The following is a 21,697-nucleotide window of genomic DNA, read 5'->3' as shown; positions in this document are numbered from 1 at the left end:
GCCCACCGTACGGGTCACTCGCTGCGGGCGGTCTCCGGACCGGTGATCCGTTCCAGCAGCGGCAGGGTGGCCGCGATGACCGCGAGACAGCCGAGCACGCCGAGGGCCACCACCGCGGCGAACCCGATCCCCGGCACGCGCAGGTCGTAGTCCATCTGCGCGCGCAGGAACAGCTGCGCGGCGACCAGTCCCATCCCGACCGCCACCACGGCGACGGTCAGCAGCGGCACGGTGCTCTCCAGGGCCACCACCCGGCGCAGCAGCCGCACCGGGGCGCCGCTGAGCCGAAGCAGGCTGAACGGCCTTTTCCGTTCACTGAGGCCGGCCGCCACGGCCACGGCCAGGCTGCATCCGGCGAGCGCGAGACCGGCCACCACCACGAGGTCGGCCAGCCGCTGCCAGCCCCGCATGGTGTCGGCGAAGTCGGCCTCGAAGTCGCCGGGCACGTTCGGTGCCACGAAGAAGGTGGGGAACGCGGCTTCGAGGAGCGTCCGGGCCCGCTCCACCGCGACCGGGTCCTCCGCCTCGACCGCCACCGAACCCGCCGGGAGTCCCGCGAGGGCGGCCGGGCCCACCGGGGACGACGGCCAGACCCGGTCGGCCGAGGCGGACTCCCCCCAGGGGATCAGGTCCGGCGGCACCTCGGCGACGCTCGCCCCCGTGGCGCACCGCCCGTAGGCGGGCGGGATGTCCACGCAGGCGATCACGCCGGAGTCGCGGCCGTCACCGCGTACCGGGTTCTCCCGGACGAGCACCGGGTTGCGGACGCCGGGAACCGCCGCCAGATCGGCCAGCAGCGTGGCCGGCGCCGGGGCGTCGTTTGTCAGCACCATCGACAGCCGGCCGGCCTCCAGGGAACCCCGGGGCGCCGGACCGCGCTCGTGCGCGATCGTCCCCATCACGCCCACGGCCACCGTCGTGACGAACAGCGCGAGCATCACGCCGCTCACCGCCCGGAACCCGGCGGCCGGGTTGTCGGCGAGCCGGCGCGCGGCGATCAGCGCGGCCGGCCGGCTGGCCCGGGCGGCCATCGCCCGGGCGCCGACCATGGTCAGCCACGGGCCGCCGGTGATCAGCCCGACCATGACCAGCAGCAGGGCGGGCAGGAACAGCGCGGTCTGGCCGTCCGACGTGGGGGGTCGGTACACCAGGGCGAAGCCCAGCCCGGCCAGGCCGAGCGCGAGCGGGATCAGCCGGTACGCCCGGGGCGGCCGGGGCGTGACCCGGCGGCTGACACCGAGCGGGGAGATCCGGACCCGGCGCAGCGCGACCCAGGCCGCGGCCGCCGCGCCCGCCGGCACGCCGAGGGCCACCAGGAGGGCCTCCGGCGCACCGATGGCCATGTCGCCGGGGAAGAACGGCATGCCGGTGAACGGAATGCCGGCGAGCTGCCCGCGGAACGCGAAGAACGCCGCGAAGCCGGCCGCCGCGCCGGCCGCCGCCGCGAGCGCGGCCTCGACGGCCGCGACGACCGAGATCTGCCGGGGCGTGGCCCCGACCAGCCGCATGGCGGCGAACCGCTGCTCCCGGCGGGCGGCGCCGAGCCGGGTCGCCGTGCCGATGAAGACGAGTACGGGAAACAGCAGTCCGCCCGCGGCCACGCCGAGGATGAGGTCGATCGCCGCCCTCGGCAGCGGAGCCCGGTTGTCGTCGAGCCGGGTGACCTTCCTGACCTGGTCCAGCTTCCCGACCTGCTCCGGGGTGCCGCCCACCAGGACGAGCAGGGTGTCCGGCGAGGTGAGCGCCGCCGGCCCGACGACGCCGAGGTCCCGGCCCGGGTAGCGGTCGGCGAGCTGGTCGGCGGGGATGGTGGCCAGCAGGTCGCGCAGCGCCGGGGAGGCGTAGAACTCGCCGGGCCCCGGCGCGCGGGGGACGCCGATCGGCGTGGGCGCGTCCGGACCGGTCGCGGCGACGTCGATACGGAGGATCTGATCGCCCCGGAAGTAGTCGGTGCGGGTGGACCACAGCAGCGGGTCGGCGGACCCGCCCGCCGTCTCCTGCGGGTACATCGACGCGTAGCGGGTGAGCTGGGCGTCGGTGGCGTGCACACCGGCGAGCGTGGTGAGCAGCAGCCCGGTGCCGACCGCGACGGCGGCGGCTACGGCGACCAGCCGGACCAGCGCCTCCCGGCCACCGGCGACGGCGAGCCGGAGCGCGAGCCCGATCACGAGGCGACCCCGGCGGGGGCGTTGACCCGGCCGTCCCGCACCATGACCTCCCGGTCGGCGTACGCGGCGATGCGCGCCTCGTGCGTCACCAGGACGACTGTGGTGCCCTTCTCGCGGGCGGCGTCCACCAGCAGCGTCATCACCTCCTCGCCGGTGAGCGAGTCGAGCGCGCCGGTGGGCTCGTCGGCGAACAGCACCCGCGGCTCGGCGACCAGGCCGCGGGCCAGCGCGACCCGCTGGGCCTGCCCACCGGACAGTTCCCCGGAGCGGCGGTGCTCCATGCCGGCCAGGCCGAGCCGCTCGAACCAGCCCCGCGCGGCGCGCAGCGCCGGAGTGCGGCGGACACCGCGCAGCAGCAGCGGCAGCGCCACGTTCTCCGCCGCGGTGAGTTCGGGCACGAGCTGGCCGAACTGGAAGACGAAGCCGAAGCTGTCGCGGCGCAGCGCGCTGCGGTCGGCCTCGCCGAGCGTGTCGATCCGGGTGCCGTCGAAACGGACCTCACCGGAGTCGGGGCGCAGGATGCCGGCCAGGCAGTGCAGCAACGTCGACTTGCCGGAGCCGCTCGGTCCCATCACGGCGACGACCTCGCCGGCCCCCACGGCGAGGCTCGCGCCGCGCAGGGCGGGTGTCTCGCCGAACGCGTACGTGACGTCGCGTGCCTCGATCATCGGGCTCATGGCCGTACCGCCTTTCTCAGGGCGTCCAGCCGGGCGCCCGTCGTCTCGATCCACCGCAGGTCCGCCTCGAGGTGGTAGAGGCCGTGGTCGGCCAGCATCACGTCGACGAGTTCGCCGCTGCGCTTGATCTCGGTGAGTTCGCGCATCCGGCGCAGGTGGGCGGCGCGCTGGGTGTCCAGGTACTCCTCGGCCGGGCGGTCGAGCATCAGCGCGAGCACGACCTTGGTGAACAACACGGTCTGCAGGTGCGGTTCCGGTTCGACCGGCTCGGTCAGCCAGTGCTCCACCTCGGTGGCGCCCACGTCGGTGATGACGTAGCGCTTGCGGTCCGGCCCGGCACCGGGAGCGACGTCGCCGACCACCACCTTGCCGTCGCGGGCCAGCCGGCTCAGCGTCGAGTAGACCTGCCCGTACGGCAGCGGCTTGCCGCGCCCGAAGAAGGTGTCGTAGTCGCGCTTGAGGTCGTAGCCGTGGCTCGGCTCGCGTTCGAGCAGCCCGAGCAGGGTCAGGGGAACGGTCATGACCAGAGACTACACCGAGTGTATACCTCGCGTATATAGCTGACCCGGCAGTGGAACGGGCGACCGCACGACGCACACTTGACGTCATGGAGAACGAGCTCGCGATTTCCGTGCGAGGGCTGCGCAAGGCGTACGGCGACAACGTCGCCGTCGCCTCGGTGGACCTGGACGTCCGCCGGGGCGAGGTGTTCGCCCTGCTCGGCCCGAACGGCGCCGGCAAGACCACCACGGTCGAGATCCTGGAGGGCTACCGGCAGCGCGACGCCGGCGAGGTACGCGTCCTCGGCGCCGACCCCGCCCACCCCGACGCCGGCTGGCGTTCCCGGGTCGGCATCGTGCTCCAGGGCACCGGCGAGTTCGACGAGCTCAGCGTCATCGAGGTGGTCCGCCACTTCTCCGGCTTCTACCCGGAGGCCGACGACCCGGACAAGGTGGTCGAGCGGGTCGGGCTGGGCGCCAAGGCGAAGGCGCGCACGCACACGCTCTCCGGCGGGCAGAAGCGCCGCCTGGACGTGGCGCTGGGCATCATCGGCCGCCCCGAGCTGCTCTTCCTCGACGAGCCGACCACCGGCTTCGACCCGGAGGCCCGGCGCGAGTTCTGGGAGCTGATCCGGGACCTGTCCGCCGCCGGCACCACGATCGTGCTCACCACCCACTACCTGGACGAGGCCGAGGCGCTCGCCGACCGGGTCGGCGTGATCGCCGCCGGGCGGGTGATCGAGGTCGCGCCGCCGAACGCGCTGGGCAACCGGCAGGAGTCGCTGGCGACCGTCTCCTGGCGTACCCCGGACGGGACGCCGGCCTCGGCGGAGACCGCGACGCCGACGGCGCTGGTGGCCGACCTGGCCGCGCGCTTCGGCGGCGAGGTACCCGGCCTCACCGTGACCCGGCCGACCCTGGAAGACGTCTACCTGCGGATGATCGGACACTCATGACCACCACGACGAAGCACGCGGCCCCGGTCACCGCCGCGACCGCCGCCCGGCGGCCCGGCGCGGGCGCGCTGGCGCTGCGTCAGGGGCGGCTGGAGATCACCCAGTTCCTGCGCAGCCGGGAGTCCGTCGTGTTCACGATGGGCTTCCCGATCATCATGATCCTGATCTTCGCGGCGATCTTCAGCGACGAGATCGCGCCCGGGGTCAGCTACACGCAGTACTTCATCACCGGCATGATCGCGACCGGCCTGATGACTGTGAGCTTCCAGAACCTCGGCATCTGGATCCCGATCGAGCGGGACCGCGGCGTGCTCAAGCGCTACCGCGGCACGCCGATGCCGAAGTGGGTCTGGTTCGCCGGCAAGGTGATCATGGTGGTGGTCATCGGCATCGCGGAGACCGTGCTGCTGCTCGCCGTCTCGGTGGCGATGTTCGACCTGGACCTGCCGCAGACCACCGCCAAGTGGCTGACGTTCGCGTGGGTCTCCGTGCTCGGCGTCACCGCCTGCACGCTGTGCGGCATCGCGATCTCGTCGCTGGCCCGCACCGCCCGCAGCGGCTCGGCGGTGGTCACCCCGGTCGCGCTGGTGCTCCAGTTCATCTCCGGCGTGTTCTTCGTCTTCACCAGCCTGCCCACCTGGATGCAGCAGGTCGCGGCGATCTTCCCGCTGAAGTGGATGTGCCAGGGGCTGCGCTCGGTCTTCCTGCCGGACAGCTTCGGCGCCCGGGAGCCGGGCGGCTCGTTCGAGCTGGGCACCGTCGCGCTGGTGCTGGGCGCGTGGTGCGTCATCGGCCTGGTGCTGTGCCTGACCACGTTCCGCTGGACCACCAAGCGCGACGGCTGAGGTGTAAGGAAGGGCCCCCTTTTAACGCCTGAGGTAGAGGAAGGGCCCCTTCTTAACGCGCGCCTCGCGGTGGCACACTCGCCGGCATGGCATCGACGCTGACCCGGCGTACCCTGCTCGGCGCCGCCGCCGGCGTGGCCGGCGCCGCGGTGGTCGGCGGCCTCGCCGCCCGGCAGCTCTCCGGCCCCCGCCCGGGACCGGCCCCGGACCTGCCGGACGCCCCGCCCGGCGACGAGCGGCTGATCCGCATCGCGTCCGCCGCGCGCGGCCGCGAGGTGGACTTCTGGACGGCCGTGCCCGACGGGTACGGCGACGGCCGCGGCCTGCCCGTCTGCCTGGTGCTGCACGGCGCGTCGGCCACCCCGCGCGACTACGGCCGGTTCGGACTGGCCCGCTTCCTCACCGACGCGGTACGCCGGGGCGCCCCGCCGTTCGCGCTCGCGGGCGCCACCGGCGGGCGGCTGTCGTGGCGCGCCTCGGGCGACGACGACCCGCAGCGGATGGTGCGCGAGGAGGTGCCCACCTGGTGCGCCCGGCGCGGTTTCGACAGCAGCCGGCTGGCCGTGTGGGGCTGGTCGATGGGCGGCTTCGGCGCGTTGCTGCTCGCCGAGACGTACCCGAAGTGGCTGCGGATGGCGGCGGCCTTCTCCCCCGCGGTGAGCCCCGGCGACGCGGTCTTCACCGGTGTGGAGAAGCTGCGCGGCACCCCGGTGGGGCTGTGGTGCGGGCGGCAGGACAACTTCCTCAAGGATGTCCGCGCGCTGGCCCGGGTGCTGCCCGAGGAGCCGGTACGCGCCGCCTGGGCCGACGGGCGGCACAACTTCGGCTACTGGGGGACAGTCATCCCGGACGCGTTCGCGCTGATCGGCGCCGCGCTCAGCCCACCCCGGACGTGAACCGCCCCCGGCCGCGCGGGCCGGGGGCGGGACGGGCCGGTCAGTACGAGTAGAAGCCCTGGCCGGTCTTGCGGCCCAGGTCGCCGGCGGTGGCCATGCGCTGGAGCAGCTCCGGCGGGAAGAACTTCTCGTCCGCGGTGTCGGTGTAGATGTTGCGGGTGGCGTTGAGCAGCACGTCCACGCCGGTCAGGTCGACGGTGGCGAGCGGGCCCATGGCGTGGCCGAAGCCCAGCTTGCAGGCGGTGTCCAGGTCCTCGGCGGAGATCACGCCGGACTCGACGAGCTTGACCGCCTCCATCGCCAGCGCGCAGATCAGCCGGGTGGTGACGAAACCGGCGATGTCCCGGTTGACCACCACCACGGTCTTGCCGATTCCCTCGGCGAACGACTTGACGGTGTCCATGGTCGCGTCGCTGGTCTTGTAGCCGCGTACCAGCTCGCAGAGCTTCATCATCGGCACCGGCGAGAAGAAGTGCGTGCCGACGACCGACTCCGGGCGCTCGGTGGCGGTGGCGATCTGGGTCACCGGGATGGCCGACGTGTTCGTGGCGAGCACCGCGTCCGCCTTGCAGATCTTGTCGAGCGCGCGGAACACCTCGTGCTTGATCTCGATCTTCTCGAAGACCGCCTCGACCACGATGTCCGCGTCGGCGGCGGCCTCCAGCTCGGTGGTCGGGGTGATCCGGGCCAGCGTCGCCTCGACCTCGGACGCCTCGATCTTGCCCTTCTCGGCGAACTTCGTCAGCGACTTCCGGATGCCGTCCACACCGCGCTTCGTGGCCGCGTCGTCGATGTCGCGCAGCGTCACCTGCCAGCCCGCCTGCGCCGCCACCTGGGCGATGCCCGAGCCCATCAGCCCGGCACCGACGACCGCGAGTCGACCCGCCATCTGCTTCTCCCTCGCCGTGTTCTGCAACGTCTGGGAGAACCCTACTTAACGAGGGATAAGCCCCGGCCGTCAGATGGCCAGGTCCGGCTCCTCCGGCGCGGTGCCGCGCTCCACCTCGACGCCGAGCGCCCGCAGGTCCGCCACGAAGTCCGGGTAGCCCCGGTCGACGTGGTGCACGTGCGAGACCTCGGTCAGCCCGTCGGCGCAGAGCCCGGCGATGATCAGCCCGGCGCCGGCCCGGATGTCGGTGGCGCGCACCGGGGCGCCGGACAGCCGCTCCCGGCCGCACACCAGGGCATGGTGGCCGTCGGTACGGATCTCCGCGCCCAGCCGCATCATCTCGTTGGCGAACATGAACCGGCCGTCGAAGATGTTCTCGGTGATCAGCGAGCCGCCCTCGCTCACCGCCGCGAGTCCGATCGCCATCGGCAGCAGGTCGGTGGCGAAGCCCGGGTAGGGCAGCGTGACCACGTCGACCGCCCTCGGGCGGTCGTCCATGCGTACCCGGAAGGCGTCGCCCCGCGTCTCCACCAGGCCGCCGGCCGCGACCAGCTTGTCCAGCGCGACCTCCAGGTACGCCGCGTCCAGGCCGGTCACCGTCACGTCCCCGCGGGTCATCGCGGCGGCGAACGCCCAGGTGCCGGCGACGATCCGGTCCCCCACCGTGGCGTGCCGGACCGGCCGCAGCTCGGGTACACCGACGATGTGCAGCGTCGACGTGCCGGCCCCCTCGATCCGCGCGCCCATCCGGGTCAGCATCGTGCAGATGTCGACGATCTCCGGCTCGCGGGCCGCGTTGTCGATCGTCGTGGCACCCCGGGCCAGCACCGCCGCCATCACCAGGTTCTCGGTCGCGCCCACGCTCGGGAAGTCCAGCACGATGTCGGCGCCGTGCAGCCCGTCCGGCGCCTCGGCGATGACGAAGCCGTGCTCACCGGAGATCTCCGCGCCCATCCGGGCCAGCCCGGCGATGTGCATGTCCAGCCCACGCGAGCCGATGGCGTCGCCGCCGGGGTGGGCCACCCGGACGTACCCCCGGCGGGCCAGCAGCGGGCCGAGCACGCAGATCGACGCGCGCAGCCGCCGCACCAGGTCGTAGTCGGCCTCCGCGCCCGGCCGTTCCGGCACGTCGATGAGCACCGAGCGGGACCGCTCCACACCGCCGTGCGCCACCATCGGGTCGACCGGGTCGTCCGGCCCGAAACGTACGCCGCAACCGAGCCGCCGCAGCACCTCGCCCATGATCGCGATGTCGGTGATCCGGGGCACGTTGGTGATCAGGCTGCGGCCGGGCGCGAGCAGCGCGGCGGCCATCAGTTTCAGCGCGGAGTTCTTCGCACCCACCACGTGCACGGTGCCGGCGAGCCGGGCGTCGCCGCGTACCCGGATGACGTCGACGTCGTTGAGCGCCGGATCTCCCGCGTCACCCGGACCCACCGGACTCGGCCGGGCCGGGATCGTCAGTTCCGGTATCCGTAGGCTGTGCGTCATGGCCGTCCACCTCACGCGCATCTACACCAAGGCCGGCGACGCCGGCATGACCAGGCTGAGCAACAACGAGCAGGTGCCGAAGACCGATCCGCGCATCGCCGCGTACGCGGACGTGGACGAGTGCAACGCCTCGATCGGCGTCGCGCTCGCCCTGGGGCAGCTCTCGGACGAGCTGCGGGCCGTGCTGGAGTCCGTGCAGAACGACATGTTCGACGTCGGTGCGGACCTGGCGACGCCTGTCGAGCCGGACCCGAAGTACCCGCCGCTGCGGGTGACCGAGGAGTACGTCGAGCGCCTCGAGGGCTGGTGCGACGAGTACAACGCGCGCCTGAGCAAGCTCGACTCCTTCATCCTCCCCGGCGGCACCGCGGGCGCGGCACTGCTGCACGTGGCACGGACGACCGCCCGGCGCGCCGAGCGTGCGGCATGGGCGCTGGTCGCACACGACCCCGATCGGACCAGTCCCCTCCCGGCAAAGTATCTCAACCGGCTCTCCGATTTGCTCTTTATCCTCTCAAGAACGGCAAATCCGGACGGCGACGTGCTATGGGTGCCGGGCGGGAAGCGCTGACCATCGGCGGCCTCCATCACGTGGAGGTGTGGGTACCCGACATCGCGGCGGCCAGTCGTTCCTGGGGCTGGCTTCTCGGCCACCGGCGCTCACCGGCCGCACCCACGACAGGTGCGCGCCCGGCCTGAACCACCTGGCCTTCCACGCCGGCCCGCCGGCCGCCGTCGAGCGCCTGGTCGCCACCGCCCCGGGGTACGGCTGGACGCTGCTGTTCCCGGACCGGCACCCGCACGCGGGCGGCCCGGACAGCTACGCCGCGTACCTCACCGACGGGCAGGGGTACGAGGTCGAGCTGGTCGCGGAGACGTGAAGAGGCCGGCACCCCGTTGTTTCGGGGTGCCGGCCTTCGCATCTCTTACTTGTTCCAGTGTTCGGCGACGAGGTCGGCGGCCTGCTGTTCCCACTGGGCGTAGTGGTCGGGGTAGGCGGAGACCTGGACGGTCTGGGCGGCCTTGGTCAGCGGCATGTCCTGCCAGCCGTCGACCTGCTTCAGACCCTTCAGGAACGCGGTGGTCGAGTATTCGGGGTCGGTGATCTGCTCGACCGTGCCCCAGCCGGAGGAGGGGCGCTGCTGGAACAGGCCCTGCGAGTCGTGGTCGTTGCGGTCACCGAGGTGGCCGAGGTTCTCCAGCTTCGACTCCTGCAACGCCGTCGCGATCGACACCACCGCGGCGCGCTCGTCCATGCTGGCCTTCTTCGTCGCGGCGATGATCGCCTTCACGTTCTTGGTCTGCTCGTCGTTCAGGTCGATGTGGGACTGGTTGCCCTGCACGCCGTGCGGGATCAGCTTGTCACCCTGCACCGTGACGCTCACCGGCTTGACCGCGTGGGTGGTGTCCGCCGCGTGGGCGGCCACCGGACCGGCGAAGACGCCACCGGTGAAGGCCAGACCAGCAATACCCAGGATGCTCTTCCGCAGGATCGTGTTCATGATGGGGGCTCCATTCGGGGGATCGACGCCCACACCGACGGGGGTCGGCGCGGGTGCGAGCACCGTCAGGCGCTCAAGAAAGTCTTCAAGGGGGGATCTCGGCTGCTCGCGGGGCACCGGGGGTGCCTCTGCGCGGCGCCGGAAGCATGTCCAACGACCCGCCACCCGCCACCATTCCCGAGGCGGCGCACGCCACCGGGCGGCGCGGGGGTTCACGTCGTCGGAACCGTGTTCAACGACCAGCCCGCCAGGATCATTCCCCGGCTCGTGCCGCCCCGCTCGCGGGGCACGGCCGATGCTCGGTCGTTCACCGGGTTACAACGCCACCCACCCGCCGGCGATTCCACCGTCAGAGTGCCGCCCACCACCCCCGAACCGGACACCCCACCCACACAGGCTCAGGATGCCGACTCCCCCACCTCGAAGCACCCCCGCACCCTCACGGCAACCCGCCCGACGGCGTCGACCATGAGGTTAACGGCGACAAACCGGACGCCAACCGCCGTCAACCTCATGATCGACCCAGCCAGGGGCAGGGCAGAGCTGCCCGGCGCCAAGAGCGTGAGCGGGGCCCCGGGGAGGCATCCGCGATCTTGCGGTTCGCGCCCTGCGCGTGCCCTGTTTGCGCGGTTTGCGAGGTGCCTAAGTGCAAGATCGCGGGGTGCTGCGGGAGAGGCTCGGCGATCTTGGAGGTGTGGTGCCTCGCGAAGGGTGCGAAGTGGGCATCTGCGGCGCCAGAAGTCCAAGATCGGCCGCAGCGAAGGCGCCTACCGCGACCCGTGACAGGGGGCGGAGGTCCGGGGGTCAGGGGGTCAGGCGGCGGGCCAGTCCTGGGAGGCCAGACGCGGCGAGACCGCCCCGGGTGGGGCGGCCTCGAGCCAGGACAGGAATCCCGTGACGGTGGAACGCGCCATGGCGATCTCGATCGGCGCGTGGTGGCTGGTACACCGCAGGATCACCCACTCGGCGGGCATCGACATGCGCTCCTGCCCCTCGGGCAGCCGGCGGCGCTCGACCGCCAGCCCCTTGCGCGAGAGCACCCGCTTGGGGCGCAGCGCGAAGCTGAACATGCGGTACCAGCGGAGTTCGTCGCCCACGAACCGGCCGAACCCGGGTGACCAGCCACGACCGTCGAGGATCGTGTTGACCCGGACGCTCAGCCGGATGATGCCACCGCTACGTGTGAACAGGGCCCGCCGGATGAAGAGGATCAGAAGCGCGACGACGACGATCGCGAAGCCGATTCCGATCCCTTCGACGATCTCCATCGGCGGGTCGGCTCAGCGGGCCGGGGTGGCGGGGGTTGCGCTCTCGGCGAGGACCGTGACGCCCTCACCGGTCACCGACAGGAAGCCGCCGGCCACGTCGTACGCGACCTGCTGGCCACCGGCCTGCTTGATGCGTACCTGGCTGGGTTCGGCGAGCTGGCCGAGCAGAGGTGCGTGCCCCGGCAGCACACCGAGCTCACCCTCGGTCGTCCGGGCGACGACCATCTCGGCCTCGCCGGTCCAGACCTTCTCCTCGACGGCTACGAGCTCGACGTGAAGCTGCTGTGCCACGCTGTCTCCTTGCTGCGGCGGCGGATTGCCGAAAGTCTAGTCGCGCCCCCGCAGCCCACCCAACGCGGGTGGTGAGAGCCGGACCACCACGGCCCCGCACCCGCTCAGGCTACTTGGTCTTCTGGACGAAGTCGGGGTGCTCCAGGAGGAAAGCGTCGAGCTGTTCGGTACGCAGGGCGGTGAAGAAGTCCTCCGCCGGTTCGAGCAGTTGCTCACCCCGGTAGTTGCTGCCGGTGCCGATCCCCCCGCCCGGCAGCTTGATGGTCTCGATCGCGTCCGGGCGGATGTCCTTCAGGGCCAGCCCGAAGTCCACCACGCTGTTGCCGCGTCCGTTGAACACCAGCGACTTGCCGGCCGCGCGCAGTACCCGGTCCAGCTTGACCGGGTTGGTCACCACGTCGGCGCTGAACGCCTGGCTCGCCATCGCCTTGACGAACTGCTGCTGGTGCCGCTGCCGGCCGTAGTCGCCGTCCGGCACGCCGTTCTTCGGATAGCGCTGCCGGACGTAGTCCAGCGCCTGCCAGCCCTCCAGGTGGGCGTTGCCCTTCTTGTACACGGCCTGCGGGCCGAGGTAGCCCCCGCCGCCGGGCCGGAGCTGGCGCGGGGTGCCGTCCGGCTGGAGGTGCTCGGAGCGCACCTCCCGCTCGATGTACATGTCGACTCCGCCCATGGCGTCGACGATCTTCTTGAACCCGCTGAAGTTGATGATCGCGCCGGCGTCGAAGCGCTTGATGCCGGTGACCTCCTGCACGGTCAGGGCGAGCAGCTCGAAGCCCTGTGCGGTGCTGGGGTTCTGGCCGGGCACGTTGCTGCCGTGCGACATGGCCGCGTTGAGCCGGTCGTTGGCGCCCGCGTAGTCGGCCTTGGGGAAGGCCGGGATGTCGACCCGCAGGTCGCGCGGGAGCGAGAAGAGATAGCCGCGGTCCATGGTGGCGGGCACGTGCAGGACCATGATCGAGTCAGCCAGGGGGCGGGCGGTCGACGTGCGGGGGTCCACGCCGACGAGCAGGATGTTGAGCGGGCCCTTGATGTCGCTCTTCTTCTCGTTGGCGCCGGCGGCCTGGTCACCGAAGAGGTCGGCCTTGCCCACCGATCCCTCGTAGCGGGCGACCAGGGCGCGGGAGCCGATCAGCACGGAGCCGCTGAGCACCACCATGACGATGCCCAGGATCGTGCAGACGCGGGCCCACCGGGGCACGCCGCGCCACATGGACCGCTTCCCGCGATCCGCGCCGCCCTTACCGCCCACGAGCATCTCCAATCGTCGCGCCCACGGGTAGGAAGACGGGCGCGGGGGTCCGTTTGGTTGCAGAGATCAACGGCCGGGATGTGAAGTCGTGTCAGGAACGGTACCGCGCGATCCGGCGAACTGCTTGCCGGAGAACCGGGCATCTGGTAGTGCGGTGACCCGAAAAGGCGAAGGCCGCCCCGGCTTTCGCCGGGACGGCCCTCGTGGGTGTGAGCGGGCTCTCAGCCCTCCTCGCCCATCAGCTCCTTGGCCTTGGCCCGAAGGTCGTCCAGGCCGCCGCACATGAAGAACGCCTGCTCCGGGAAGTGGTCGAACTCCCCCTCGCTGATCCGGCGGAAGGCGTCGATGGTCTCGGCGATCGGGACCGTCGAGCCGGGCACGCCGGTGAACTGCTCCGCCGCGTACGTGTTCTGCGAGAGGAACCGCTCGATCCGGCGGGCGCGGCCGACGGTGAGCTTGTCCTCCTCGGAGAGCTCCTCGATACCGAGGATGGCGATGATGTCCTGCAGGTCCTTGTAGCGCTGCAGGATCCGCTTCACCTCGGTGGCGACGGCGAAGTGCTCCTCGCCGACGAACTCCGGGGCGAGGATCCGGGACGAGGACGCCAGCGGGTCCACGGCCGGGTAGATGCCCTTGTCGGAGATCGACCGCTCCAGGTTGGTGGTCGCGTCGAGGTGGGCGAACGTGGTGGCCGGCGCCGGGTCGGTGTAGTCGTCGGCGGGCACGTAGATCGCCTGCATCGAGGTGATGGCCTGGCCCCGGACGGAGGTGATCCGCTCCTGGAGCTCGCCCATCTCGTCGGCCAGGGTCGGCTGGTAACCCACGGCGCTCGGCATACGGCCGAGCAGCGTGGAGACCTCGGAACCGGCCTGGGTGAAGCGGAAGATGTTGTCGATGAAGAGCAGCACCTCCTGCTTCTTCACGTCACGGAAGTACTCCGCCATGGTCAGCGCGGACAGGGCGACCCGCAGGCGGGTGCCCGGCGGCTCGTCCATCTGGCCGTAGACCAGCGCGGTCTTGTCGATGACGCCCGACTCGGTCATCTCGGCGATGAGGTCGTTGCCCTCGCGGGTGCGCTCACCCACGCCGGCGAAGACCGAGGTACCACCGAAGTTCCGGGCCACACGGGTGATCATCTCCTGGATGAGCACCGTCTTGCCCACGCCGGCACCGCCGAACAGGCCGATCTTGCCGCCCTTGACGTACGGGGCGAGCAGGTCGATGACCTTGATGCCGGTCTCCAGCATCTCGGTCTTCGGCTCCAGGTCGGCGAAGGCCGGGGCCTTGCGGTGGATGCCCCACCGGTCGTCGGCCTGGATGGTCTCGCCCTCGGTGAGGTTGAGGCACTCGCCGATCGCGTTGAACACGTGGCCCTTGACCGCGTCGCCAACCGGCACGCTGATCGGCGCGCCCGTGTCGCGCACCTCGGTGCCGCGAACCAGGCCGTCGGTCGGCTGCATCGAGATGGCGCGGACCAGGTTGTCACCCAGGTGCTGGGCGACCTCCAGGGTCAGCGTCTTCTCGCCGCCGGAGAGCGTCACGTTGACGTGCAGGGCGTTGAACAGCTCCGGCATGGCGTCGCGCGGGAACTCGGCGTCGACGACCGGGCCGATGACCCGGACCACGCGACCCGTGGCCGTCTTGGTCTCAACTGCGGTTACAGTCATCACACTTCACTTCCCGACGCGGCCAGCGCGTTCGCGCCGCCGACGATCTCACTGATCTCCTGGGTGATGCCGGCCTGACGGGCCGAGTTCATCTCACGCGTGTACTTCTCGATCATCTCTTCGGCGTTGTCGGTGGCGCTCTTCATCGCCCGCCGACGGGCGGCCGACTCACTGGCCGCCGACTCCAGCAACGCCGCGAAGATCCGCGTGTTGATGTACTTCGGCAGCAGGGCGTCGAGCAGCGACTCCGGCTCCGGCTCGAACTCGTACGCCGGCAGCAGGCCCTCGGACCGGGGCCGGTCCTCGACCTGCATCGGACCGACGATCCGGGTCACCGGGTTCTGCGTCATCAGGGACTTGAACTCGGTGTAGACGATGTGCAGCTCGTCCACGCCGAGGATCCCGTCGGCGCCGGCGTCGTTGTCCGTGTCGTCCGCGCCCGCGGTGAACGCCTTGATCAGCGTCTCACCGACCTCGCGGGCGTCCTCGAACGTCGGCTGCTCGGAGAAGCCCGTCCAGCTGGCGGCGATCTGCCGGTTGCGGAACCGGTAGAACGCCACGCCCTTGCGGCCGATGACGTAGAGCACGGGCTCCTTGCCGTCGGCGCGCAGGCGGGCGATCAGCGACTCGGCGGTCCGGATCGCGTTCGAGCTGTAACCGCCGGCCAGGCCCCGGTCGGCGGTGACCAGCAGGACGCCCGCCCGCCGCACCCGCTCGCGCGGGGTGAGCAGCGGGTGGTCGATCCGCGCGTTCGAGGCCAGCGCCGTCAGCACGCCGGTGATCGCCTCGGCGTACGGCAGCGAGGCCGCCACCTTGGCCTGGGCCTTGGCGATGCGGCTCGTCGCGACGAGCTCCATCGCCTTGGTGATCTTCTTCATCCCCTTGGCGGAACGGATCCGCTGCCGGAGAACGCGTACCTGGGCGGCCATCGGATCAGCTCTCGGCCGGGCGGTCGGTGCTGCCGTCGCGGAAGCGGGTCACCGTCTCGCGGGTCTCCTCGCCCTCCAGCGGCTTGGCCGGCGCGTCGTTGACCCGGACCTCGTCCTCCTTGCCCAGGAAGACCTGCTTGAACTCGGCGATCGCGGAGTCGAGCGAGGAGATGATGTCGTCGTCCCACTTGTTGTCCGCGATCCCGGCCAGGACGCCCTCGTGCTTGTGCCGGAGGTACTGGAGGAACTCGGACTCGAAGCGGCGGACCTCGCCGACCGGGACGTCGTCGAGCTTGCCCTCGGTGCCGGCCCAGACGGAGACGACCTGCTCCTGCACCGGGTACGGCGAGTAGTTCGGCTGCTTGAGCAGCTCGACCAGGCGGGAACCGCGGTCCAGCTGGGCCCGGGAGGCCCGGTCCAGGTCGGAGGCGAAGGCGGCGAACGCCTCCAGCTCGCGGAACTGGGCCAGGTTCAGCCGCAGCGAGCCGGCGACCTTCTTCATCGGCTTCACCTGCGCGGCGCCACCGACCCGGGAGACCGAGGTGCCGACGTTGATGGCCGGCCGGACGCCCTGGTTGAACAGGTCGGTCTCCAGGAAGATCTGGCCGTCGGTGATGGAGATGACGTTGGTCGGGATGAACGCCGAGATGTCATTCGCCTTGGTCTCGATGATCGGCAGACCGGTCATCGAGCCGCCGCCCAGCTCGTCGGAGAGCTTGGCGCAGCGCTCCAGCAGACGCGAGTGCAGGTAGAAGACGTCACCCGGGTAGGCCTCACGGCCCGGCGGGCGGCGCAGCAGCAGCGACACGGCACGGTACGCCTCGGCCTGCTTGCTCAGGTCGTCGAAGACGATCAGGACGTGCTTGCCGCCGTACATCCAGTGCTGTCCGATGGACGAGCCGGTGTAGGGGGCGAGGTACTTGAAGCCGGCCGGGTCGGAGGCCGGCGAGGCGACGATGGTGGTGTACTCCATCGCGCCCGCCTCCTCCAGCGTCCCCTTGATGGAGGCGATGGTGGAGGCCTTCTGGCCGATCGCGACGTAGATGCAGCGGACCTGCTTCTTCGGGTCGCCGGAGCGCCAGTTCTCGCGCTGGTTGAGGATGGTGTCCAGGGCGACAGTGGTCTTGCCGGTCTTGCGGTCACCGATGATCAGCTGGCGCTGGCCGCGGCCGATCGGGGTCATCGCGTCGACGGCCTTGATGCCGGTCTGGAGCGGCTCGTCGACCGACTTGCGGGACATCACGTTCGGGGCCTGGAGCTCCAGCTCGCGGAAGCCCTCGTTGGCGATGTCGCCGAGGCCGTCGATCGGCTCGCCCAGCGCGTTCACCACGCGGCCGAGGAACGCGTCCCCGATCGGCACGGAGAGCACCCGGCCGGTGCGCTTGACGCGCTGACCCTCTTCGATCCCGCCGAAGTCACCGAGGACGACGACACCGATCTCCCGGACGTCGAGGTTCAGCGCCACGCCGAGCGTGCCGTCCTCGAACTCCAGGAGCTCGTTGGTCATGGTCGAGGGGAGACCCTCGACGTGGGCGATGCCGTCACCGGCGTCGGCGACGGTGCCGACCTCCTCGCGGGAGACGTCGGCCGTGTAGGAGGAGACGTAGCGCTCCAGGGCGCCGCGGATCTCCTCCGTCGAGATGGTCAGCTCGGCCATCCTCTGCTTCCTTAAGTATCAGGGGCCCGGGATACCTAGTACCGACCGGTCCGATGGCGTCGAATCAGGGCTGCTAAGACGCTGGTCAGCGCTTCGCGAGCGCGTTGCGGGTCTCGTTGAGGCGGCGCAGGACGGTCCCGTCGTACAGGTCGGATCCGACCCGTACGCGCACTCCGCCGAGCACGTCGGGGTCGACCGTCTGCTTGACGGACACCTCCCGACCGTACATCTGGGAGAGGCGGGCGCCGAGGCGTCGCTCCTCCTCGTCGTTCAGCGGAGCCGCCACTGTCACGTACGCGACCTGACGGTCCCGCCGGTCGGCGGCCAGCTCGACCAGCCGGGTGAGCGCACCGGTGAAGGAGCGTCCCCCGAAGCCGGCGAGCGCGGCCTCGACGAGGCGGACGGTGACCGGCCGGGCCTTGCCGGCGAGCAGCTGCCGGGCCAGTTCGGCCCGCCGCTCGACGGTGGCCATCGGGTCGGAGAGCGTGTTGGACAGCTCGCCGGAGCCCGAGACGACCTGCCCGAAGCGGAACAGCTCGTCCTCGACCTCGCCCAGCTCGCCGGTCGAGTCGGCGCTCGCCAGGAGCGCCTCCACGCCGAGCCGCTCGACGCCGTCGAGCAGCTCCGACGGGGCCGACCAGCGACCGGAGACCAGCGTGGTCAGCAGGTCGAGCGCGTCCGCGCCGACCTTGCCGCCCAGGATCCCGGTGAGCAGAGCGGCGCGGTCCTCACCCGAACGCGCCGGGTCGGACAGCGCCCGGCGCAGCCGCGGCTCGCGCCGCAGCAGGGCGGCGACGGAGAGGATGTCGTCGGCGGTGGAGGTCACCGCCGACGGCTCCGCGCCGCGGGCGTACGCGTCGAGGCGCTCGGCCCCGGCGGAGTACGACTCCCGGCTGGCGGCCTGCATCAGCGGGCCCCCGTGCTCTCGAGACCGCTCAGGAACCGGTCGACGGTGCCCTTGCGGCGCGCCTCGTCGGCCAGCGACTCACCGACGATCTTGCTCGCCAGGTCCACCGCGATGGTGCCGACCTCGGTGCGCAGCTCACGCACGACGGTGGCCCGCTCCGCGGCGAGCTGCTCCTTGCCGGCGGCGATGATCCGGTCGGACTCCTCGCGCGCCTTGGCGAGGATGTCCTGGCGGATGCCCTCGGCGTCGGCCCGGGCGTCGTCGCGGATCTTGGCGGCGTCGGTACGCGCCTCCGCGAGCTGGGCCCGGTACTGCTCGAGCAGCTGGTTCGCCTCGGCCTGCGCGGCCTCGGCGCGCTTGATGCCGCCCTCGATCGCGTCCACCCGGGCCTGGAACGTCTGCTCCATGCGCGGGAAGACGAACTTCATCAGCACGAAGCAGAGGACACCGAAGGCGACCAGCCCGACCACGATCTCCTGCCAGACAGGAAGGATCGGGTTGTGGGTCGTCTCACCACCCTCAGCGGCGAGGAAGTACATGGGAAAACCTCCCGGTCAAAGGGGCTGGTTCAGCCGGCCCAGATGAAGCCGAAGGCGATGCCCAGCAGCGCCAGCGCCTCGATGACGGCGAAGCCGATCCAGACGTACGGAAGGGTCATCCGGGACGACTCCGGCTGGCGGGCGGTCGACTGGATGTAGGCCGAGAAGACCAGGCCCACGCCGATGCCCGGGCCGATGGCCGCGAGACCGTAGCCGATGGCGGCGGTGCTGCCCTCTACCGCGGCGTAGATGTCCATTGGTTGGTTCCTCCTGGTTATCACGCGTGACGGTCACGCGGGACGACAACGGTTGGTGCGAAAGATCGGATCAGTGCTCGTCGGCGAGGGCGCCCTGCACGTAGCTGGCGGTCAGCACCGTGAAGACGTACGCCTGCAGACAGATCACCAGGAACTCGAGGAAGGTCAGCGCGATCGTCATCACCCAGGACAGCACCGAGACCGGTGCCAGCCAGACGTTGGCGCTGAGCATGGCGAACCCGCCGAGCGTGAAGACCAGCAGGAGCATGTGGCCGGCGAACATGTTCGCGAAGAGACGGACGGCCAGCGAGAACGGCCGGACCAGGAACGTCGAGAAGAACTCGATCGGGATCAGCAGCGGCAGGATGTACCAGGGCGCCGGCGGAACCAGAGAGGCCTTGACGTACTTCACGAAGCCGTGGTGCCGGATGCCGACCCAGATGAACATCACGTAGCTGATCACGGCGAGGATGGCCGGGAACGCGATGTGCGAGTTCGGCGAGATCTGGAAGAACGGCACGATGGCGAAGAAGTTCGTCAGCAGGATGAAGCAGAAGAGCGTGGTGAAGTACGGCGCGAACCGCACTCCCGCGTGCCCGATCATGTCCACCGCGATGTTGTTGCGCACGAAGCCGTAGATCGACTCGGCGAACCACTGCTTCTTGGTGGGGACGAGCTGCGGCTTCCGGTACGTGGCCAGGAAGAAGATGATCAAGATACCGACGGCGATCCACACCATCGCCGTGATCTTGGTGAACCAGTACGAGTTCTCCGCACCCCAGGGCAGGATGCTGGGCAGGTAGAAGTCCCCCACACTGGGTGGGAATTCCGCCTGGCCCTGAGCCAGGACGTTCGCCTGTCCGAACACCGCGTCCCTTCCTAAGTAGGCGTGCCCAGTCGGCGGACGACCAGGATGATCCCCCCGGCCATGCCGAGCACGACCCCGATACCGGTGGCGACGCCGCCGGTGTCGAGCCAACGGTCGACCAGCCAGCCGATGAAACCCCAGACGAGCATGCCCCCGATGAGGTATGAGAGCGCGGTCCAACCCTGACCGGCACCGGACGGAACGTCGCCCGGGCCGCCAGTGTCGGGGGGTTTCTGGTCACCGGCCATGACGGGGCGAACGATATCAGTCGAGCAGAAGAGGCTGTGCCTCACCCCCCGCACAACCTGGTTGTGTGGGACACGGGCGGGCGAAGTCGTCTGGAGGCACGGTACTCCTCCCCCGCCACTGAGAGAATGACCGATCGCGGACAGAACAACGCGTCGCCCGAAGGGTGGGACGGCTCAGCGCGGCATCCGTCGGGCGTGGACCGTGGTCAGCCACCAGACGTGCACGCCGGTCCACACCACGACGCCCGCGGCGATGCCGACAGCGAACGGGATCAGCCCCGGCCAGCCGGTCGAGGCGACCAGCACCATCACCCCGCCGAGCGCGGTGATCTTGGCGACGTAGAGGCCCAGCCCGAACGGCAGCACGAGCTGCGGATCCTTGGAGTCCGCCCAGGCCAGGACCACAGTGGTGAGCGTGTAGCTCGCCGCCGTGACGGCCACCCCGGCCGCCGCGCCGAGCGCGCCGTCCGCGCCGCGCCACACCCCGCCGGCCACCGCCGCGACGGCGGCGAGCACCGCCACCGCGGCCAGCAGCACCGGCAGATGGCGCAGTCGCCAGCCGTGGTCCGCGGTCTCCTCCGCCGCGCGCGTCCCGGGCTCAGCCACGGGGGTACGCCGGGAACTCGGTGACCAGCGCGGTCACGTCGGCGGAGATCCGGGCCAGTTCGTCGCCGCCCCCGGCAGACTCCGGATCGGTCCGCACCGCCCGCCCGATCAACGTGGCGATCCGGCGCATCTCCCCCTCGCGCATGCCCTGGGTGGTGACGCTCGGCGAGCCCACCCGGATGCCGGAGGCCACCGCCGGCGGCTGCGGATCGTACGGGATCGCGTTCTTGTTGAGCGTGATGCCGGCGGCGTCGCAGCGGGCCTCGGCCTGCGCGCCGGTCACGCCGGTCTCGCGCAGGTCGAGCAGCGCCAGGTGGGTGTCGGTGCCGCCGGAGACCGGCGGCAGCCCCTCCGCGGCCAGACCGTCGGCGAGCGCGCGGGCGTTGGTGACCACCTGGGCCGCGTACGTGCGGAACTCCGGCTGCGCGGCCTCGCGCAGCGCGACCGCCTTGGCCGCGACGGCGTGCATCAGCGGGCCGCCCTGGGTGAACGGGAAGACCGCCTTGTCGATCCGGGCCGCCAGCGGCTCCCGGCAGAGGATCATGCCGCCGCGCGGGCCGCGCAGCACCTTGTGGGTGGTCGCGGTGACCACGTCGGCGTACGGCACCGGGGAGGGGATCGCACCGCCGGCCACCAGGCCGACGAAGTGGGCGGCGTCCACCATCAGGTACGCGTCGACCTCGTCGGCGATCTCCCGGAAGCGGGCGAAGTCGATCAGGCGCGGGTACGCGGTCGCGCCGCAGATGATCATCTTCGGCCGGTGCGCGCGGGCCAGGTCGCGTACCTCGTCGTAGTCGATCGTCCCGGTGTCCCGCCGGACGGTGTAGCCGACCGGGTGGAACCACTTGCCGGAGAAGTTCACCCGGCTGCCGTGGGTCAGGTGCCCGCCGTGCGGCAGGTCCATGGCCAGCACCGTGTCACCCGGCTGCACCAGTGCGGCGTACGCGGCCAGGTTGGCGCTCGCCCCGGAGTGCGGCTGGACGTTCGCGTGCTCGGCGCCGAACAGTTCCTTCGCCCGGGAGACGGCCAGTTCCTCGGCCCGGTCCACCTCGGCACAGCCGCCGTAGTAGCGCCGTCCCGGGTAGCCCTCGGCGTACTTGTTGGTGAGCGTGGAACCCAGCGCGGCCAGCACCGCGGGCGAGGTGAGGTTCTCGCTGGCGATCAGTTGCAGGCCGCCGCGCAACCGGTCCAGCTCACCCAGCACCACCTCGGCGATCTCCGGGTCGACGGCACTGAGCTGCTGGAAGTCCGGTCCCCAGAAGGTGTCCCTCGCGTTCTCCACAGCGA

23 protein-coding genes and 1 pseudogene are annotated in these 21,697 nt (G+C 71.1%); 5 read left to right on the top strand and 19 right to left on the bottom strand.

The window, feature by feature from the left end; translation table 11 throughout:
* Positions 1 to 14: 14 nt before the first annotated feature.
* From ACN27C_RS14005 to ACN27C_RS13995, 3 genes are read right to left on the bottom strand one after another with little or no spacing between them, the layout of a single operon-like run.
* A complete protein-coding gene (locus tag ACN27C_RS14005) occupies positions 15 to 2,168 on the bottom strand; it encodes an FtsX-like permease family protein (protein WP_422751319.1) in 2,154 nt (717 codons plus the stop codon).
* A complete protein-coding gene (locus ACN27C_RS14000; RefSeq protein WP_120573396.1) occupies positions 2,165 to 2,845 on the bottom strand; it encodes an ABC transporter ATP-binding protein in 681 nt (226 codons plus the stop codon). Before ACN27C_RS14000 ends, ACN27C_RS14005 begins: the two co-directional genes overlap by 4 nt.
* Complete coding sequence (locus ACN27C_RS13995) at positions 2,842 to 3,366, bottom strand: PadR family transcriptional regulator (RefSeq protein ID WP_302905151.1); 525 nt, start codon at positions 3,364 to 3,366, stop codon at positions 2,842 to 2,844. The genes ACN27C_RS14000 and ACN27C_RS13995 overlap by 4 nt, the downstream gene beginning before the upstream one ends.
* Before the next feature lie 86 nt (positions 3,367 to 3,452).
* Between ACN27C_RS13995 and ACN27C_RS13990 the strand changes: the two genes are divergently transcribed.
* The 3 genes from ACN27C_RS13990 to ACN27C_RS13980 all read left to right on the top strand — a co-directional run bounded on the left by ACN27C_RS13990 (position 3,453) and on the right by ACN27C_RS13980 (position 6,042).
* Positions 3,453 to 4,301, top strand: a complete 849-nt coding sequence (locus ACN27C_RS13990; RefSeq protein WP_120573394.1) for an ABC transporter ATP-binding protein — start codon at positions 3,453 to 3,455, stop codon at positions 4,299 to 4,301.
* Entirely contained in the window at positions 4,298 to 5,146 is an 849-nt protein-coding gene (locus tag ACN27C_RS13985) for an ABC transporter permease (RefSeq protein ID WP_121685142.1), read from the top strand. Before ACN27C_RS13990 ends, ACN27C_RS13985 begins: the two co-directional genes overlap by 4 nt.
* 86 nt (positions 5,147 to 5,232) lie before the next feature.
* Positions 5,233 to 6,042, top strand: a complete 810-nt coding sequence (locus tag ACN27C_RS13980) for an alpha/beta hydrolase (RefSeq protein ID WP_422751317.1) — start codon at positions 5,233 to 5,235, stop codon at positions 6,040 to 6,042.
* A 40-nt stretch (positions 6,043 to 6,082) separates the two neighbouring features.
* Here ACN27C_RS13980 and ACN27C_RS13975 read toward each other — a convergent pair whose 3' ends face one another.
* Positions 6,083 to 6,931, bottom strand: a complete 849-nt coding sequence (locus ACN27C_RS13975) for a 3-hydroxyacyl-CoA dehydrogenase family protein (protein ID WP_120573389.1) — start codon at positions 6,929 to 6,931, stop codon at positions 6,083 to 6,085.
* 69 nt (positions 6,932 to 7,000) lie between these two features.
* Positions 7,001 to 8,422 (bottom strand): UDP-N-acetylglucosamine 1-carboxyvinyltransferase, encoded by a 1,422-nt coding sequence (gene murA, locus ACN27C_RS13970; protein WP_422751315.1) that lies wholly within the window; start codon positions 8,420 to 8,422, stop codon positions 7,001 to 7,003.
* Here murA and ACN27C_RS13965 point away from each other — a divergent pair.
* Both ACN27C_RS13965 and ACN27C_RS13960 read left to right on the top strand, forming a co-directional pair.
* The gene (locus ACN27C_RS13965; protein ID WP_013475364.1) at positions 8,421 to 8,993 is read left to right on the top strand and encodes a cob(I)yrinic acid a,c-diamide adenosyltransferase; all 573 of its coding nucleotides are present in this window, start codon (positions 8,421 to 8,423) and stop codon (positions 8,991 to 8,993) included. The two genes, murA and ACN27C_RS13965, sit on opposite strands and share 2 nt — an antisense overlap.
* A pseudogene (locus ACN27C_RS13960) lies at positions 8,969 to 9,303 on the top strand (glyoxalase). The gene ACN27C_RS13965 and the pseudogene ACN27C_RS13960 overlap by 25 nt, the downstream one beginning before the upstream one ends.
* Before the next feature lie 45 nt (positions 9,304 to 9,348).
* Here the strand turns inward: ACN27C_RS13960 and ACN27C_RS13955 are convergent.
* From ACN27C_RS13955 to glyA, 14 genes are all read right to left on the bottom strand, one after another.
* Complete coding sequence (locus ACN27C_RS13955) at positions 9,349 to 9,924, bottom strand: hypothetical protein (RefSeq protein WP_422751314.1); 576 nt, start codon at positions 9,922 to 9,924, stop codon at positions 9,349 to 9,351.
* A gap of 812 nt (positions 9,925 to 10,736) precedes the next feature.
* The gene (locus ACN27C_RS13950; protein ID WP_121684028.1) at positions 10,737 to 11,192 is read right to left on the bottom strand and encodes a DUF2550 domain-containing protein; all 456 of its coding nucleotides are present in this window, start codon (positions 11,190 to 11,192) and stop codon (positions 10,737 to 10,739) included.
* A gap of 12 nt (positions 11,193 to 11,204) precedes the next feature.
* Positions 11,205 to 11,483, bottom strand: a complete 279-nt coding sequence (locus ACN27C_RS13945; RefSeq protein ID WP_047893558.1) for a F0F1 ATP synthase subunit epsilon — start codon at positions 11,481 to 11,483, stop codon at positions 11,205 to 11,207.
* 109 nt (positions 11,484 to 11,592) lie between these two features.
* Positions 11,593 to 12,738, bottom strand: a complete 1,146-nt coding sequence (locus tag ACN27C_RS13940; RefSeq protein WP_120573384.1) for an LCP family protein — start codon at positions 12,736 to 12,738, stop codon at positions 11,593 to 11,595.
* 215 nt (positions 12,739 to 12,953) lie between these two features.
* Entirely contained in the window at positions 12,954 to 14,399 is a 1,446-nt protein-coding gene (atpD, locus tag ACN27C_RS13935; RefSeq protein WP_120573383.1) for a F0F1 ATP synthase subunit beta, read from the bottom strand.
* Positions 14,399 to 15,328, bottom strand: a complete 930-nt coding sequence (locus tag ACN27C_RS13930; RefSeq protein ID WP_120573382.1) for a F0F1 ATP synthase subunit gamma — start codon at positions 15,326 to 15,328, stop codon at positions 14,399 to 14,401. The genes atpD and ACN27C_RS13930 overlap by 1 nt, the downstream gene beginning before the upstream one ends.
* Positions 15,329 to 15,332: 4 nt before the next feature.
* Complete coding sequence (atpA, locus tag ACN27C_RS13925; protein ID WP_393158634.1) at positions 15,333 to 16,985, bottom strand: F0F1 ATP synthase subunit alpha; 1,653 nt, start codon at positions 16,983 to 16,985, stop codon at positions 15,333 to 15,335.
* A gap of 85 nt (positions 16,986 to 17,070) precedes the next feature.
* Positions 17,071 to 17,892 (bottom strand): F0F1 ATP synthase subunit delta, encoded by an 822-nt coding sequence (locus ACN27C_RS13920; RefSeq protein WP_422751313.1) that lies wholly within the window; start codon positions 17,890 to 17,892, stop codon positions 17,071 to 17,073.
* Positions 17,892 to 18,431 (bottom strand): F0F1 ATP synthase subunit B, encoded by a 540-nt coding sequence (locus ACN27C_RS13915; protein WP_422751312.1) that lies wholly within the window; start codon positions 18,429 to 18,431, stop codon positions 17,892 to 17,894. The genes ACN27C_RS13920 and ACN27C_RS13915 overlap by 1 nt, the downstream gene beginning before the upstream one ends.
* A 29-nt stretch (positions 18,432 to 18,460) precedes the next feature.
* Positions 18,461 to 18,688 carry an ATP synthase F0 subunit C gene (locus ACN27C_RS13910; protein ID WP_091422600.1) on the bottom strand — a complete coding sequence of 76 codons (228 nt, stop codon included), beginning with the start codon at positions 18,686 to 18,688 and terminating at the stop codon, positions 18,461 to 18,463.
* A gap of 70 nt (positions 18,689 to 18,758) precedes the next feature.
* A complete protein-coding gene (gene atpB / locus ACN27C_RS13905; RefSeq protein ID WP_121684030.1) occupies positions 18,759 to 19,556 on the bottom strand; it encodes a F0F1 ATP synthase subunit A in 798 nt (265 codons plus the stop codon).
* 11 nt (positions 19,557 to 19,567) lie between these two features.
* Positions 19,568 to 19,804, bottom strand: a complete 237-nt coding sequence (locus ACN27C_RS13900) for an AtpZ/AtpI family protein (protein WP_091423295.1) — start codon at positions 19,802 to 19,804, stop codon at positions 19,568 to 19,570.
* Positions 19,805 to 19,978: 174 nt separating this feature from the next.
* A complete protein-coding gene (locus ACN27C_RS13895) occupies positions 19,979 to 20,410 on the bottom strand; it encodes a hypothetical protein (RefSeq protein ID WP_357896779.1) in 432 nt (143 codons plus the stop codon).
* Positions 20,403 to 21,692 carry a serine hydroxymethyltransferase gene (gene glyA, locus ACN27C_RS13890; RefSeq protein WP_199733116.1) on the bottom strand — a complete coding sequence of 430 codons (1,290 nt, stop codon included), beginning with the start codon at positions 21,690 to 21,692 and terminating at the stop codon, positions 20,403 to 20,405. Before glyA ends, ACN27C_RS13895 begins: the two co-directional genes overlap by 8 nt.
* Between the last annotated feature and the right edge of the window lie 5 nt (positions 21,693 to 21,697).

The organism is Micromonospora sp. WMMD1219, from assembly GCF_049315215.1.
Lineage (GTDB): Bacteria > Actinomycetota > Actinomycetes > Mycobacteriales > Micromonosporaceae > Micromonospora > Micromonospora tulbaghiae.
The sequence above is the reverse complement of the archived record's forward strand: the minus strand, read 5'-3'. Positions and strand labels throughout refer to the sequence as shown.